This window comes from Corynebacterium sp. HMSC036D02, assembly GCF_001836165.1.
In the GTDB taxonomy this organism is placed as follows: domain Bacteria; phylum Actinomycetota; class Actinomycetes; order Mycobacteriales; family Mycobacteriaceae; genus Corynebacterium.
This window is the reverse complement of the sequence record NZ_KV827691.1, coordinates 25,754-41,271: the sequence shown is the minus strand read 5'-3', so window position 1 is coordinate 41,271 and position 15,518 is coordinate 25,754. Positions and strand designations below refer to the sequence as shown.

Sequence of the window (15,518 nt, the reverse complement as noted above, 5' to 3'; positions counted from 1 at the left end):
GCCCCTCCAGCCTAGGCCGCCACGGTCTGGGGTGCTGTCTGCTTGGTGGTTGCCGTGTAGGCGCGCACACCGATGAGGGAGATTGCGGCCAACACAGCGGTAGCGCCGGCGAGGGTGTAGAGCCCCGTTGGGGTCCAGCCGCTTTCGAGCAGATAGCCCGCCAGGATGGGAGCGAGGGTAGCGCCCACGCGAGCGATGCCGATGGCAGCGCCCGTACCCGTGGTGCGCAGCGCCGAAGGGTAAGCCTCCGGGGTGACGGTGTAAAGGCCGGAGATGCAGGCGTTGAGGGTAAGGCCTACGCCGACTCCGAGGGCAAACATGAGGGAAGGCACGGCGGTGGAGTTAATGAAGCCGACGAGGACGACGGAGGAGATAAGACAGAAGACGATGAGCAGGGGGCGGGCGTCGATGCGCGTGGTGAACAGGCCGAAGAGGATGGCGCCGATAGCACCGCCGAAGGAAAGCATGATGCCGCCGATGATGCCCTGCTGGGCGGTAAGGCCCTCGGCGGTAAGAAGCTTCGGGGTCCACTGCGAGGTGAAGTTGTAGGCAAACATGATGAAGCTGAAGGCCAGCCAGAGCTTGATGGAGGTGCGCAGGAACTGCGGCGAGACGAGGTCCTTGTAGGAGGCCTTGTGGCTGGTGCGCGGGCGGACGCTGACCTCTCCCGTGAGGCCGAGTTTGGCGGTGATGGTGCGCACCGTGTCCATGCGGCCACGGGCGGCGAGGAAGTCTGCGGACTCGGGGACGAAAGTAACCGTGAGGATAAGGGCGGCAACTGTGAGTGCTGCGCCAACCCAGAATATGGGCTGCCAGGTATCGAAGGAGGAGGCGACAACGCCGCAGAAGGAGGCACCGAGGCCATAGCCGGAGGCGTAGATGGCGACGGCCAGGCCGCGGAAGCGCAAGTTGGAGTACTCGCTGACGAGCACGGTGACACAGACAAGGACGCCGCCGACGCCAATGCCGGTGATGAGGCGGCACAGCAACAGCAGGCTAAATGTAGGCGCGAGGGCGGTGAGCACGAGGCCGACGAGGTCAATGACGAGCGAGACCGTGATGAGGGTGGTGCGTCCAAGGCGGTCAGCCAACGGGGCGAGGAAGAGCGAGCCAAGGCCGATACCGATGAGAGCGGAGGACAGGAGCCAGCCAAGGGAAGAATCGGACAGCGCGAACTCTTCGCTGACGGTGCCGGCGCCGAAGGCCATGGCCACCATGTCATAGCCGTCGAGGGCATTGAGGAAGAGGGCAATGGCGATGATGAGCCATTGGCGTGAGCCCATGGGGGAGCGGTCGATGAGTTCGCGGATGTCCATGAGAATCTTTCTGCTGATAGAGCGGTTTCGATGTAAGTTAGTGAACCGCTCTGTCTATGTCTACTAACTGCCGTTTTAAATTCAAGGGCGCGCCGCTGAGTGAGGAATAGCGCTCGAGTCTGAGTGGTTTACTAGAGTGGAACAAACTGCGGTAAAATCGCCCCACCATAACCCCAGAGAAAAGAGTTGAAAGGCCTTCATGGCACGTATGCAAGAAAGCGCTGACCTGCTCAAGTGTTCCTTCTGTGGAAAGAGTCAGAAGCAGGTGAAGAAGCTTATCGCCGGCGGCGGCGTCTACATCTGTGACGAGTGCATCGAGCTCTGCAACGAAATCATCGAGGAGGAGCTCGGCGCGGCTCAGGCCGAGGCGGACGAAGAGAAGGAGATGCGCCTTCCGCGTCCTTCGGAGATTTCGGCTTTTCTGGATAAGTACGTCATTGGCCAGGACCAGGCCAAGCGCGTGTTGTCGGTGGCTGTGTACAACCACTACAAGCGCATCAAGGCTGAGGAGGCCGCGGGCCTGGAGGGCCGCCGGAAGAAGGCGCAGGATGAAGAAGTTGAGATTTCTAAGTCCAACATCCTGATGCTGGGCCCGACGGGATCCGGTAAAACCTACTTGGCGCAGACCTTGGCGCGTTTGTTGGACGTCCCCTTCGCCATCGCGGATGCCACGAGCCTGACCGAGGCTGGCTACGTGGGCGAGGACGTCGAGAACATCCTGCTCAAGCTGCTGCAGGCAGCGGACTTTGATGTGGAGCGCGCGCAGCACGGCATCATCTACGTCGATGAGGTGGACAAGATCTCCCGCAAGTCGGAGAATCCATCGATTACCCGCGATGTGTCCGGTGAAGGCGTCCAGCAGGCGCTGCTGAAGATCCTTGAAGGAACCGTGGCGGCGATCCCGCCGCAGGGTGGGCGCAAGCACCCGAATCAGGAATTCATCCAGTTGGATACGACGAACATCCTTTTCATCGTGGCCGGTGCTTTTGCGGGCTTGGATAAGGTGATTTCGGAGCGCGTGGGCAAGAAGGGCGTGGGCTTTGGCGCCAAGCTGGAAACTAAGGATGAGAAGGAATCAGTCGACTTCTTCTCCCAGGTGCGTCCGGAGGACCTGGTGAAGTTCGGCCTCATCCCCGAGTTCATCGGCCGCCTGCCGGTGGTTGCCACGGTGGATAACCTGGACCGCGAATCGCTAGTTAAGGTGCTCGTGGAGCCGAAGAACTCGCTGGTCAAGCAATACCAGCGCCTGTTCAGCATGGATGGTGCGGAGCTGCACTTCGAGGATGAGGCGCTGGAGGCAATCGCCGAGCTCGCGCTCGAGCGCAAGACCGGTGCCCGCGGCCTGCGTGCCATCATGGAGGAGCTGCTCGTGCCCATCATGTATGACCTCCCAGACCGCGAGGACATCGCCAGCGTCCACATCACGCAGGACTGCGTGACTGACGGCGGCGAGCCGGAGTTCGTGTACTCGGACGAGGCGAAGGAATCCGCCTAAACGGCATCTCTTAAAAGGCATCTTCAAGGCTGAAGATGCCTTTTGTGCTGTCTACATGGCGTTTTCAGGTCTAAAAACGCCTTCTGTCAGATGCCATCTGCCTGTTGGGGCAAAGGAACCAGATGAATGGGACCATGTAGCTGTGGAGTGAAATTGTGACCTGGGCTTGTGCTCAGGCCGGCGCGCAGATGGTTCCTTTACTTTGGTTTCTTTGCTCGCGCGGTGCTGGGGAGAGGGCTCTAACCGTAGAGTCCCCGCCGGCGCGTCATTCGTAGAGGCTCGCTGACGCGTCGCCCTCGTCCTCGGTGGAGTAGACATCCAAGGGCGCGGACTCAGCATCGAGCTCGGTTTCGTTCTGGGTGAGGTAGGACTCGAAGCCGATGTCCGGGATGTTCGCCGTAAGGAAAGCCAGCACAGCATCGACCGCCATGCGGTGCAGCCCCTCAGTGTTGTTGTGGGTGTACATGTTGATGTCGAGCAGGTTGCTCATCATCGCGTGATTCGTCACCCGGTACATCGAGAGCGCAGAAATCAGCGTGAAAATATCGTTGGCGGAAATTCCCGGGCGGAACGCGCCGGAATCTTGGCCCAGCATGAGCAGCCTGTCGAGGTGGAGGGAGATCTCGGACACGTCGACAAGCGCCTGCGAGGACTCCAGCACACTGTGGGAGGATTCCATCGTTAGCATCCGGATGGCTTCGGGGTTATTCACATGTTGGCGGAACAACCAATCCACCAAGGTGCGCACGCCCTCGACTGGGACAGCAGAATTGATCTCGAGGCTGCCCTCTGGCGGGTTGAGGCGCCGCGCTGCCGCTGCCAAGGCTTGCTGGTAGAGCCCCTTCTTATCCCCGAAGTAGTAGTGGATCATGCGCTTGGACATCCCAGACAGCTTCGATACGGTCTCGAGCTTGGTTTCGGCATAACCATGCTCCGAAAACTCCGATATCGCAACATCGATCACGTGCTCAACAGAGCCGGAGTCGACCGATGAAGTCTCAGTGCTCATGGAAGGTCCCGTCTAGTCGATGGATATGCGTACAGTTGTCCACTATGCCGAAAAAAGACGGCCGTGGAGCTCAAGTACAAAGAACTCGCATCTTTCGGGGGTAAAATCACACCCCACGGGGGCGAAAAACGGGACTAGGGTGGGAAGGTGAATACCCAGCCGAAAGGACTCGCACATGACTGCATCGAAACCCGTCAAGATCACCGTGACCGGCGCCGCCGGCAACATCGCCTACTCTCTGCTGTGGCGCATCGCTGCGGGCGATGTCTATGGCAAGGACACCCCGGTGGAGCTGGCTTTGCTGGAAATCCCGGACGCCGTGGGCGCCGCTGAAGGCGTGGCCATGGAGCTTAATGACTCTGCTTTCCCCCTCCTGCGCGGCATTACCGTCACCGATGATCCGAACGTGGCCTTCAAGGACACCAAGGCTGCTTTCCTCGTCGGTTCCCGCCCGCGCAGCAAGGGCATGGAGCGCGCCGACCTGCTGGAAGCCAACGGTGCCATTTTCACGGTCCAGGGCAAGGCGCTGAACGACGTCGCTGCGCGCGATGTCCGCGTCCTCGTCGTGGGTAACCCGGCCAACACCAATGCTTATATCGCTGCCAACAGCGCACCGGACCTGGACCCGAGCCAGTTCACCGCGCTCATGCGCCTGGACCACAACCGCACCCAGAGCCAAGTCTCCCTCAAGACGGGCGTGCCTACCGCGGAGCTGACCAAGGTTGCCGTGTGGGGCAATCACTCTGCCTCCCAGTTTCCGGACCTGACCTTCTCCAACGCCGAGGTTGATGAGACCTGGTACAAGGAAGAGATGATTCCGAAGGTGGCCAAGCGCGGCGCTGAGATCATCGCCGTGCGCGGTAAGTCTTCAGCTGCCTCCGCAGCCTCTGCCGCGGTGGATCACATGCACGATTGGATCCATGGCACCGAGGACTGGCGTACCGCAGCCGTCGTCTCCGATGGCTCCTATGGCGTGGACGAGGGCCTCGTCGCAGGTTTCCCCACCGTCGCCCGCGACGGCAAGTGGGAAATCGTGCAAGGCCTCGAGCTCAACGATTTCCAGAAGGAACGCATCGAGGCCTCGGTTCAAGAGCTGCGTGAGGAGCGCGAGGCCGTAGCCCACCTGCTCAAGGACTAAGACTCAAGCACTAAGTTATCGATGAGCCGCACTGGCCCCACCTGCGCTGCAACGAGCGCCAGGGCGGGCCGGTGTTGTGCATCAACGGGCTCGAGCGTGGCTGGATCCACCACGGTGAGGTAGTCCACCGTCACGCCGGGGGAGGAAGCAAGCTGGGCTTCAGCCTCCTTGAGGGATGCACCATCCCGCAGTGCGAAGAGCGCCTGGGACAGCGCCACGGCCTGCTCGCGCTCGGCAGGGCTCAAGCGAGCGTTGCGGCTGGACTCGGCCACGCCGTCCGCCGCGCGGACGATGGGCGCGCTGACGATGTCGAGTGGCAGGTCGAGGTCCGCCACCAAGCGCCGAATAATGGCTACCTGCTGGGCATCCTTCTGCCCGAAGTAGGCGCGGTCGGGGCGCACGAGAGTGAATAGCTTGCTCACCACAGTGGCCACGCCGTCGAAGTGACCGGGGCGCGAAGCGCCTTCCAAGACCGAGCCCATCTCACCCGTGCGCACCCACACCCGCGGGGTGCCACCCGGGTACATCTCCTCCACGGTGGGAGCGAAAACCGCATCCACGCCTAGAGAATCGAGCAGTGCTGCATCCGCGTCGAGGTCGCGCGGGTAGGCGCGGTAGTCCTCGCAATCGCCGAGGTCGGTGAATTGGAGGGGATTGACAAAGACCGAGCACACCACGGTGTCATTCTCCTCGCGGGCGCGGCGCACGAGTGAAGCGTGGCCTTCGTGAAGCGCGCCCATCGTGGGCACCAATCCCACGGTGCCGGATGCGGCCGCGCGGAAGGCGCGGAGTTCAGATTTAGTTGTAAGGATCTGCATGGCCCAAACTTTAGTCCTCGAAGGATTCCTCGGCGTTGGGGAAGGAGCGCTCGCCCACATCGGCCACGTAATTCTTCGCACCCTTCAGCAGCGCGCCGCGCAGGTCTGCGTAGCGGCGCACGAAGCGCGGCGCCTTGGGTCCGCCCAGCCCGAAGGCATCGGTCCACACCAGGATCTGGCCGTCGGTCTGCGCGCCGGCACCGATGCCGATGGTGGGGATGGGCAGTTCCTTGGTCACCTCCTCAGCCAACGCAGCTGGGACCATCTCCAGTACCACGGCGAAGGCGCCGGCGTCGGCAAGCGCGCGGGCGTCCTCGTGCAGCTTCTCCGCACCGGCACCGCGGCCCTGGACCACGAAGCCGCCCAAGGCGTGAACCTGTTGGGGCGTGAATCCGATGTGGGCGCAGACGGGGATGCCTGCGGCGGCAAGCGCGGCGACGATGGGCGCGCGCTCCGCACCGCCCTCGAGCTTCACGGCCTGCGCGCCGGTTTCCTTCATGACGCGCACGGCAGACTCCAGTGCCTGGGCGGGGCCGGCCTCATAGGAACCGAAGGGCAAGTCCACCACCACGAAGGCGCGGGAGGTGGATGAGACCACCGCGCGGGCGAGCGGAATGATTTCATCGAGCGTGAGGGAGAGTGTGGTTTCGCGGCCCAGGACCACGTTGGCCAGAGAATCGCCGACGAGCAGGAGATCTACCCCGGCTTCATCGAAGATCTCGGCGGTCATGCAGTCATAGCTTGTCAGGCACGCAAAGGGCTGAGAGTCGTCTTTGGCTTGGGCGAAGTAACGGGTGCGGAGGCGGGCGCGGCGGCCAGGGTTGTGAGACATGCCCTTACTCTAGACACGGCGCTGGTGCCAGTTGACGCACAGGGTAGAGTTGGCCAGGTGACTGATCAGAATAAAGAGCAACTCGTTGGCACCAACCGCGCGGACCAGCTTCCCAAGTCCTGGGAGCCGCAGGCAGTAGAGAAAGACCTCTACGAAGGCTGGGTGAACGCCGGTTACTTCACCCCGGACGCGTCCTCGGAGGCGGAGCCCTACTCCATCGTGCTGCCGCCGCCGAACGTCACCGGCCAGCTGCACATGGGCCACGCCCTGGACCACACTCTGATCGACTCCATCATTCGCCGCAAGCGCATGCAGGGCTATGCCACCCTGTGGCTGCCGGGCGCTGACCACGCGGGCATCGCCACCCAGACCAAGGTGGAGGCTCGCCTGCGTGAGCAGGAGGGCAAGAAGCGCTGGGATTATGAGCGCGAGGAATTCATCAACAAGGTCTGGGAGTGGAAGGAAGAATTCGGCGGCACCATCCAGAACCAGATGCGCGCCATCGGTGACTCGGTGGATTGGTCCCGCGAGCGCTTCACCTTGGATGATGGCCTCTCTCGCGCCGTGCAGACCATCTTCAAGACCCTCTACGACGAGGGCATGATCTACCAGGCCAACCGCCTGGTCAACTGGTCCCCGGTGCTGGAGACCGCCGTCTCCGACATCGAGGTCGTGTACAAGGACGTCGAGGGCGAGCTCGTGTCGATCCGCTATGGCTCGCTGAACGACGACGAGCCGCACCTCATCGTGGCTACCACCCGTGTCGAGACGATGCTGGGTGACGTCGCCATCGCCGTCCACCCGGATGACGAGCGCTACGCCCACCTGGTGGGTAAGGAGCTGCCGCACCCCTTCCGCGATGATTTGAGCCTGAAGATCATCGCCGATGATTACGTGGACATGGAATTCGGCACCGGTGCGGTGAAGATCACCCCGGCGCACGATCCGAATGACTACGCCATGGGCCTGCGCCACGACTTGGACATGCCGACCATCATGGACACCACCGGACACATCGCGAACACCGGCACGAAGTTTGACGGCCTGACCCGCGAGGAGGCACGCGTGGAGATCCGTGAGGCGCTGCGCGAGCAGGGCCGCATTGTCAAGGAGATCCGCCCCTACGTCCACTCCGTGGGCCACTCGGAGCGCTCCGGCGAGCCCATCGAGCCGCGCTTGAGCCTGCAGTGGTTCGTGGCCGTGGAGAAGATGGCGAAGATGTCCGGTGACGCCGTCCGCGAGGGGGACACCACCATCCACCCGAAGTCCCTGGAGCCGCGCTACTTCGAGTGGGTCGATGACATGCACGACTGGTGCATTTCCCGCCAGCTGTGGTGGGGCCACCGCATTCCAATCTGGTACGGCCCGGAGGGAGAGGACGGCCAGCGAGATATCGTCTGCCTCGGCCCCGACGAGGAAGCACCGGAAGGCTACGTCCAGGATCCGGACGTTCTGGACACCTGGTTCTCCTCTGCGCTGTGGCCTTTCTCCACGATGGGCTGGCCGGAGAAGACCGCCGATCTGGAGAAGTTCTTCCCCACGAACGTGCTGGTTACTGCCTATGACATCCTCTTCTTCTGGGTCGCGCGCATGATGATGTTCGGCACCTTCGCTGGCGCCCACACCCCGGAGCTGCTCGGTGAGGGCAAGGATGGCCGCCCGCAGGTTCCGTTCACCGATATCTACCTCCACGGCTTGGTGCGCGATGAGCAGGGACGCAAGATGTCGAAGTCCCTGGGCAATGGCATCGACCCGATGGATTGGGTGCGCGACTATGGTGCGGACGCCCTGCGTTTCACCCTGGCTCGCGGCGCGAACCCGGGCGTGGACCTGCCGCTGGCTGTCGACGCTGCCGCCGCCGGTCGCAACTTCGCCACCAAGCTCTTCAACGCCACCAAGTTCGCGCTCATGAACGGCGCGGGCGTGGCTGAGCTGCCGGCACGCGACGCGCTGACCGACGCCGACCGTTGGATCCTCGACCGTTCCGAAGAGGTCCGCGCCAAGGTGGATTCCTACCTGGATGATTACCAGTTTGCCAAGGCCAACGAGCTGCTCTACCACTTCGTGTGGGATGAGCTGTGTGACTGGTACCTGGAGATTGCCAAGACCCAGATCCCGCGAGACTTCGATGCGGCGAGCGCCGAGGAGCAGGCAACCGGATGCACGACCCAGATCGTGTTGGGCCGCGTGCTCGACCTGGTTCTGCGCCTGCTGCACCCGACCATGCCGTTCGTCACCGAGGTCCTGTGGAAGGCCCTGACCGGTGGGGAGACCATCGTCACCGCCTCGTGGCCTACCCAGGAGCACACCAACGGCGGCGCCGAGAAGGACGAGGTCGCCGCCCGCCGCATTCAGGACGCCGACAAGCTCATCACCGAGCTGCGCCGCTTCCGCTCAGATCAGGGCGTCAAGCCTTCGCAGAAGGTCCCGGGCCGCCTCGACTTCGCCGCTGCCGACCTGCAGGAGCAAGAGGGACTCATCCGCAACTTGGCCAACACCACCGAGCCGGGTGAGGACTTCACCGCGTCCGCCTCCATCGAGGTGCGCCTATCCCAGGCGACCGTCGAGGTCACCCTGGACACCTCCGGCGCCGTCGACGTCGCCGCAGAGCGCAAGCGCCTGGAGAAGGATTTGGCCAAGGCCCAGAAGGAGCTGGACCAGACCGGCAAGAAGCTGGGCAACGAGGCCTTCCTGTCCAAAGCACCGGAGGCAGTTGTGGAGAAGATCCGCGTTCGCCAGCAGGTGGCTAAGGAAGAAGTCGAGCGCATCACCGCACGTCTGGAGGGCCTCAAGTAGTGGCGGAGGAGAAAGACCGCGAGGAATTCGAGGTCGTCGATGCCCTCGCGGAGGGCACCGATGGCGGGCCGGTCGAAATCACCGATTCTGGCCTAACCCTCAACCTCGGCGGCGAGGATGACTACGAGGAGGCAGCGCCTGAGCAGGCCACGCCAGAGGAGCTAGCGGAGCTGGCTCAGGTGACGGCGGAGCTTAACGCCCGCGCCCCCGAAACCATCATTGAGCCCAGCCTCGAGCGCATCGAGATGCTCATGGATCTCCTGGGTAATCCGGAGCGTTCCTTCCACGTCATCCAGGTCGCCGGCACCAACGGCAAGTCCTCGACCGCGCGCATGATCGATTCGCTGCTGCGCTCCTTCCATCGGCGGGTAGGCCTCGTCACCAGCCCCCACCTGCAGCTGGTGACCGAGCGCATTGGCATCGACGGCCACCCCATCCACCCGCGCGACTTCGTGCGCATTTGGCGCGAAATCAAGCCTTATGTGGAAATGGTGGATTCCCGCTCCGACATCCCCATGTCCACCTTCGAGGTGCTGGTCGGTATTTCCTACGCAGCCTTCGCCGATGCCCCCATCGACGTCGCCGTCGTCGAGGTCGGCCTCGGCGGCACGTGGGATGCCACCAACGTGGTCAACGCAGAGGTGGCCGTGGTCATGCCGGTGGGTCTCGACCACACGGATTACCTCGGTGACACCATCACCGAGATCGCCGGTGAAAAGGCCGGCATCATCAAAGCCCGCGAGCACGATGCCGACGACGTGCTCACGCCGGGGGAGAACATCGCCATTGTGGCCGAGCAAGACCCCGAGGCAATGCGGGTTATCCTGCAGCGCACCGTGGACGTCGGTGCGGGCGTGGCCCGCGCCGGTTCTGAGTTCGCCGCGCTGGAATCCCGCATTGCCGTCGGCGGCCAGCAGCTCACCATCCAGGGCCTGGGTGGGATGTACGAAGACATCTTCCTGCCGCTGCACGGCGAGCACCAAGCCAAGAACGCGGCCGTCGCTTTGGCTGCGGTGGAGGCTTTCTTCGGGGCGTCGGCAGGCAATCAGCTCGACATCGCCTCCGTGCGCACCGGCTTTGCCAAGGCCGTTTCACCCGGCCGTTTGGAGCGCGTGCGCACCAGCCCCACGACCTTCCTGGATGCTTGCCACAACCCGCACGGGGCCAAGGCCCTGGCCGCAGCGCTCGACCGCGATTTCGATTTCGCGCGCCTCATCGGCGTGGTGTCCATCTTCACGGACAAGGACGCCGCCGGCATCCTCACTGCCCTCGAGTCGGTCCTCACGGAAGTCGTGATCACGCAGAACACCTCGCCGCGCGCCCGCGATGCCTACGAGCTAGCGGAGCTCGCCCGCGACATCTTCGGTGAGGAGCGCGTGTATGTCGAACCCGAGCTGCCCAGCGCCTATACCCAAGCCGTGGAATTGGCGGAGGAGGCCGATGTGCAGTCCGGTTCCGGCATCGTGATTACTGGCTCGGTGGTCACGGCAGGTGACGCCCGCGCACTCTTTGGAAAGGAACCCGCATGAGCCCCCGCAAACCCGTCCCCGAGGAGGAGATCGGCCCGCTCGGACTAGGCCAAGCGCCGGCCAAGGATCCCCTCAAGCAATTCGGCGGCATGGTGGTGGCCAGCTCCCTCACACTGGAACTCATCACCTTTGTCTTGGCGCTGCCGATGCTGTACAAGCTCTATGACGGCACCCTGTGGACCCCGTTCAACTATGGCGTGGTGATCGGTTTTATGGTGCTGCTCCTGGCGTCCTTCCCCTTCATGAATAAGCCGTGGATCGTTGGAGTGCAGATTGTCCTCCACGTCATCGGTATCGTTCTCGGCTTTATGGTCCACTGGTCCGTGGCGACCATCTTCATCATCTTCGCCCTGCTCTGGGCACTCGCGGCCTATATGCGCTCGGTGATCGTCGCCCGCATGGAGCGCGGCTACCTCACCACGCAGCACCTGACTGAGAAGTAGGTCGCTGCGGTGTATATCCGGCCCGAGCTGCGCGCGGGAGCGGTATTCATGTCTTTGTGGGATCCGACCAACCCGCTGATCCGCCGCGCCGGGCGCATCATGCCAGCGCTGTGGCCCGCGCCCTTAATCCAGGGCGTGCGCACGCGGCGGGTGAAGAACGCCGAAATCCACGCGACTATCTATAGCCCGGAGAAACCGCGCGGCGCTGTGTTGTGGATCCACGGTGGCGGGCTGCTCATGGGGCATCCGCGCCAGGACGTCAAACACCTCAAGGAGACGGCCGCGGAGGTTGGAGTCGCCGTTGTCGCGCCACGCTACCGCTTCGCCCCGGAGAACCCTTATCCGGCCGCGCTTGACGACGTCCACTCGGCCCACCACTGGCTCCTCACGCATGCGGAAGAGCTGGGAATCAGCCAGGATCGGATTGTTATCGGCGGGCAGAGCGCCGGGGGAGGGCTCGCCGCGGCACTGTGCCAACGCCTCCACGATGAAGGCGGGGTTCAACCAGCAGGGCAGTGGTTGTTCTGCCCGATGCTCGATGACCGCACAGCCTCCACCGACCGCAACCCCATCTGGGACGCGGACTCCAACGCACAGGCTTGGCGCTACTACGTCAACGGCAACCCGGACGCCCCCTATGCCGTGCCCGGCCGCCGCGCGGATCTGTCTGGCCTACCGCCGGCGTGGCTGTACGCGGGCAGCAGCGAGCTTTTCTACGGCGAAATCGTGGATTACGCCGAGCGCCTGAAAGCTGCTGGCGTGCCTACACAGTGCGAGGTCATCGACGGCGGGGTGCATGCCTTCGAGCTGTGGGCTCCCCATACTGCGGCGGCAAAGCGCCTGCTCATGAGCTCTCGTGTCTGGCTGCAGTCGATTCTCAACGCGCTAGACTAACGGGCATGCTCTTTCTGCTCTACGGTCTTTCCGCACTGCTGTGCATCGCCGCACTCGTGGCCAAACTGTACTTTGGTGGCTTCGCGTTTCCGCTCGCATTGCTGATTCCGGCTTTCGTCTTCCTTGTTGTTGGCATGCTCAAGCAGCAGCGCGATGAGCGGCCGGTGGAGTTTGCGGATCTGGAAGAGTGGCATCGCGAGGAGCTGAAAAGCCTGCTAGACAGCGGCCAGTACGGCACGGCGGTGCGCCAAGTGCAGTTGTGGTTTCGTGGCACGAGCCATGAGCGCGCGGAGGAAATCGTGCAACATCTCACGTAGCGCTTAATTATTGGCCCACTGTCGGGACGAGGGAGCACCTGTTCTGTACTATGTGCCCTATGACTGAACGTACACTCATTCTCATCAAGCCGGATGGCGTCAAGAACGGCCACGTGGGCGAGATCATCTCCCGCATCGAGCGCAAGGGCCTGAAGCTCGTCGCCATGGATCTGCGCGTCGCCGACGAGGAGACCGCCAAGAAGCACTACGCCGAGCACGAGGACAAGCCTTTCTTCGGCGAGCTCGTTGACTTCATCACCTCTGCGCCGCTGGTTGCTGGCATCGTCGAGGGCGAGTCCGCTATTGCCGCATGGCGTCAGCTGGCCGGTGGCACCCACCCGGTTGAGAAGGCCACCCCGGGCACCATCCGCGGTGACTTCGCTCTGACCGTTGGCGAGAACGTTGTCCACGGTTCCGACTCCCCGGAGTCCGCTGAGCGCGAGATCTCCATCTGGTTCCCGAACCTCTAAGAAGTTCATCGCACCTAGCGCGCAATAAGGCCCGAGCATAGCGCTCGGGCCTTTGTTATTTCTGCCCCTTACCCCGAACCCGTCCTGTGTGCTCGAGCGCAGATCCGATCAGGTACCGGTTAGTCGAACGACAGCAGCGTGCGCAAGGCCGCAAAAGCGTCTTTGTGCACCTGATGGGTGACGGTGCGGCCGCATTGCTGTCTGGATAGCAAGCCGGCTTCCCGCAGGCGCGCTAGGTGGTGCGAGACCGTGGGCTGACTCAGCGCAGTGAGCTCGGTGAGTTCCGTGACACTCATGGGCCCACAGCCTTCATCACACAGGATGGACAAAAGACGCAGGCGGGCAGGGTCTGCCAGCACTTTGAATTGCTGCGAAAAATGCCTCGCCTCGGCGTCGCTGAGCGGGCCTGTGCTTAAGGAGCAACACTCAGTGCTGGGCGCGCTGGTTTCGGGCGTGGAAGAGGAAGCCATGCGATCAGTATAGGGGTTATCCTTGCACCCTACGTTATATTGACGTGTATCAATACGTGCTGTACATTGCATGTTCGTATCGTGCTCTGTTCAACCTTGAAGGAGGGAGAGGCATGGCCGTGTCGCAGCGCCCGACGTTGTCTTTTCTTGACCGATTTTTACCCATGTGGATCATTCTGGCGATGGCTGCCGGACTGCTCATTGGCCACTTCATTCCCGGGATTGGCCAAGCCTTGGGCGCCGTTGAAATCGGCGGGATTTCCATTCCGATCGCCATTGGTCTCCTCGTCATGATGTACCCACCCTTGGCCAAGGTTCGCTACGAGAAGACCAAGGAAATTGCCACGGATGTCCGCCTCATGGCGGTATCGCTCGTCCTCAACTGGCTGGTGGGGCCGGCGTTTATGTTTACCCTGGCGTGGCTGTTCTTGGCGGACCAGCCGGAGCTGCGCACCGGCCTCATCATCGTGGGCCTTGCTCGCTGTATCGCCATGGTGCTTGTGTGGTCGGACCTCTCATGCGCTGACCGCGAGGCAACGGCTGTGCTTGTCGCCCTGAACTCCATCTTCCAGGTCGCTATGTTTGGTGTTCTGGGCTGGTTCTACCTGCGCGTCCTCCCCGGATGGCTGGGACTGGACACGACGAGCGCTGACTTTTCCTTCTGGGCCATCGTCAAGGCCGTACTCGTCTTCTTGGGCATACCGTTCCTGTTGGGTGCGCTGTCTCGCGTGTGGGGCGAAAAGGTAAAAGGACGGGAATGGTTTGAGAACCGCTTCCTCCCAGCCGTATCGCCCCTGGCCATGATTGGTCTGCTGTACACAATTGTGTTGCTCTTTTCCCTGCAGGGCGAGCACATTGTGGAGCAGCCAGCAACGGTAGTGCGCGTGGCCGTGCCGCTGGTTATCTACTTCGTGGGCATGTTTGTGCTGTCGCTGGGCGTAGCAAAGGCCGTTGGCATGAATTACGCGCAGTCTGCCAGCGTGGCGTTCACTGCAGCAGGAAATAACTTTGAGCTTGCTATTGCGGTATCCATCGGCACCTTCGGAGCGATGTCTGCTCAAGCCCTTGCCGGAACGATTGGTCCCCTTGTTGAGATCCCAGTCCTCGTTGGTTTGGTCTATTTCATGCTGTGGATTGGTCCGAAACTCTTCCCAGGAGATGACACTCTTCCGCGCTAGCGCGTGCGTGCAGCGTCCATGCTGCGCACGCCGGATTCGGTCAGAGTGATGTTAAAGGTCCGCTCACCACTCCACTTGATGAAACCAGGCAGCTTCACCACGCCGGCTGCTTCGAGTTCACGGAGTTCTTCTTCGAGCCCCTCCTCGTAGCCGATCAGCCGCCCCAGCTCAGAGATGGAGGTGGTATTGCCAGTGACTGCGCCGGCGGCGACCAGCCCGCTGAGGACTTCCGGGTGAGTTTCTACCGCGGCGATGCTCGCTTGAGTGACGCCTTCGAGGCTTCCTTGTTCGGTGATCGCCTTGATGCGGCGCCTGCCCACTCGGTAGGAGGTTGTGCCGAACGCACGGCCGCCGAAGATGAACGCGGGGATGGAGAAGGCAGTAAGTCCAGCGGCGATAAGGATGGGGTTGGGTGAGATATCGCCGATAATCCCGGTGGACTTAATTCCCTCAGTGATGAGAGGGGAGAAGATAGCAAGCACCGGTAGAAAGTAGGCGAGAAGAGGGTAATCGCCCGCCCGGTACTCTTCTTGCGCAGCTTGGACGAACTTTGGCTCGCTGCGAATGATGCGGAAGGCTCCGTAGAGCATCACCATGATGAGCACCCCGTAGACCGGAACCGCGTAGGGATAAGGGAAGTCAACGACGCGAAGGCCGGAGGCGATGCCCGCGGGCACGGCCACGGTGACAATATCCTGTAGCGCAATCTCGTTCCGGGCGCGCGCCTGGGCCACAGTACGTGGTGCCGGTTCAGGCAATTTCCGCTCTGCCGGTGTGTTTGTGGGCGCGCTATCGGGCATAGCGGCGATACTA

The 15,518-nt window shown here is 62.5% G+C and carries 15 protein-coding genes; 9 read left to right on the top strand and 6 right to left on the bottom strand.

The genetic code is table 11. The features are described 5' to 3' along the window. Positions 1–11: 11 nt before the first annotated feature. Positions 12–1,316 carry an MFS transporter gene (locus HMPREF2743_RS08360; RefSeq protein ID WP_070645369.1) on the bottom strand — a complete coding sequence of 435 codons (1,305 nt, stop codon included), beginning with the start codon at positions 1,314–1,316 and terminating at the stop codon, positions 12–14. A gap of 199 nt (positions 1,317–1,515) precedes the next feature. Between HMPREF2743_RS08360 and clpX the strand changes: the two genes are divergently transcribed. Then, entirely contained in the window at positions 1,516–2,811 is a 1,296-nt protein-coding gene (gene clpX / locus HMPREF2743_RS08355; protein ID WP_010190911.1) for an ATP-dependent Clp protease ATP-binding subunit ClpX, read from the top strand. Positions 2,812–3,076: 265 nt separating this feature from the next. On the opposite strand, the gene HMPREF2743_RS08350 is transcribed toward clpX, so the two are convergent. Continuing rightward, positions 3,077–3,820 carry a TetR/AcrR family transcriptional regulator gene (locus HMPREF2743_RS08350; RefSeq protein WP_070447801.1) on the bottom strand — a complete coding sequence of 248 codons (744 nt, stop codon included), beginning with the start codon at positions 3,818–3,820 and terminating at the stop codon, positions 3,077–3,079. A gap of 175 nt (positions 3,821–3,995) precedes the next feature. Between HMPREF2743_RS08350 and HMPREF2743_RS08345 the strand changes: the two genes are divergently transcribed. Next, positions 3,996–4,958, top strand: a complete 963-nt coding sequence (locus HMPREF2743_RS08345; protein WP_070719549.1) for a malate dehydrogenase — start codon at positions 3,996–3,998, stop codon at positions 4,956–4,958. Here HMPREF2743_RS08345 and panC read toward each other — a convergent pair. Continuing rightward, positions 4,955–5,776 (bottom strand): pantoate--beta-alanine ligase, encoded by an 822-nt coding sequence (gene panC, locus HMPREF2743_RS08340; protein ID WP_070645367.1) that lies wholly within the window; start codon positions 5,774–5,776, stop codon positions 4,955–4,957. The genes HMPREF2743_RS08345 and panC overlap by 4 nt on opposite strands. Positions 5,777–5,786: 10 nt before the next feature. Next, positions 5,787–6,608, bottom strand: a complete 822-nt coding sequence (gene panB / locus HMPREF2743_RS08335) for a 3-methyl-2-oxobutanoate hydroxymethyltransferase (protein ID WP_070818573.1) — start codon at positions 6,606–6,608, stop codon at positions 5,787–5,789. Between the two features lie 57 nt (positions 6,609–6,665). Between panB and HMPREF2743_RS08330 the strand changes: the two genes are divergently transcribed. The 6 genes from HMPREF2743_RS08330 to ndk are packed head-to-tail and all read left to right on the top strand — an operon-like array spanning position 6,666 to position 13,057. After that, entirely contained in the window at positions 6,666–9,404 is a 2,739-nt protein-coding gene (locus HMPREF2743_RS08330; RefSeq protein WP_070818572.1) for a valine--tRNA ligase, read from the top strand. Then, a complete protein-coding gene (locus tag HMPREF2743_RS08325; RefSeq protein WP_070818571.1) occupies positions 9,404–10,933 on the top strand; it encodes a bifunctional tetrahydrofolate synthase/dihydrofolate synthase in 1,530 nt (509 codons plus the stop codon). The genes HMPREF2743_RS08330 and HMPREF2743_RS08325 overlap by 1 nt, the downstream gene beginning before the upstream one ends. Continuing rightward, positions 10,930–11,376 (top strand): DUF4233 domain-containing protein, encoded by a 447-nt coding sequence (locus HMPREF2743_RS08320; RefSeq protein WP_070818570.1) that lies wholly within the window; start codon positions 10,930–10,932, stop codon positions 11,374–11,376. The genes HMPREF2743_RS08325 and HMPREF2743_RS08320 overlap by 4 nt, the downstream gene beginning before the upstream one ends. Positions 11,377–11,424: 48 nt before the next feature. Then, positions 11,425–12,270, top strand: a complete 846-nt coding sequence (locus HMPREF2743_RS08315) for an alpha/beta hydrolase (RefSeq protein WP_070525748.1) — start codon at positions 11,425–11,427, stop codon at positions 12,268–12,270. A gap of 5 nt (positions 12,271–12,275) precedes the next feature. Further along, entirely contained in the window at positions 12,276–12,587 is a 312-nt protein-coding gene (locus HMPREF2743_RS08310; protein ID WP_070525709.1) for a hypothetical protein, read from the top strand. Positions 12,588–12,646: 59 nt separating this feature from the next. Continuing rightward, complete coding sequence (gene ndk, locus HMPREF2743_RS08305) at positions 12,647–13,057, top strand: nucleoside-diphosphate kinase (protein WP_039676402.1); 411 nt, start codon at positions 12,647–12,649, stop codon at positions 13,055–13,057. Positions 13,058–13,176: 119 nt separating this feature from the next. Here the strand turns inward: ndk and HMPREF2743_RS08300 are convergent, their stop codons facing one another. After that, positions 13,177–13,527, bottom strand: coding sequence for an ArsR/SmtB family transcription factor (locus HMPREF2743_RS08300; RefSeq protein ID WP_046648980.1), 351 nt, complete (start codon positions 13,525–13,527; stop codon positions 13,177–13,179). A 113-nt stretch (positions 13,528–13,640) separates the two neighbouring features. Here HMPREF2743_RS08300 and arsB point away from each other — a divergent pair, with 113 nt between their 5' ends. After that, a complete protein-coding gene (gene arsB / locus HMPREF2743_RS08295; protein ID WP_070818569.1) occupies positions 13,641–14,705 on the top strand; it encodes an ACR3 family arsenite efflux transporter in 1,065 nt (354 codons plus the stop codon). Here the strand turns inward: arsB and HMPREF2743_RS08290 are convergent. Beyond that, positions 14,702–15,505: a hypothetical protein gene (locus HMPREF2743_RS08290; RefSeq protein ID WP_246818757.1), complete on the bottom strand. Its 804-nt coding sequence runs from the start codon at positions 15,503–15,505 to the stop codon at positions 14,702–14,704. The genes arsB and HMPREF2743_RS08290 overlap by 4 nt on opposite strands. Positions 15,506–15,518 lie beyond the last annotated feature (13 nt).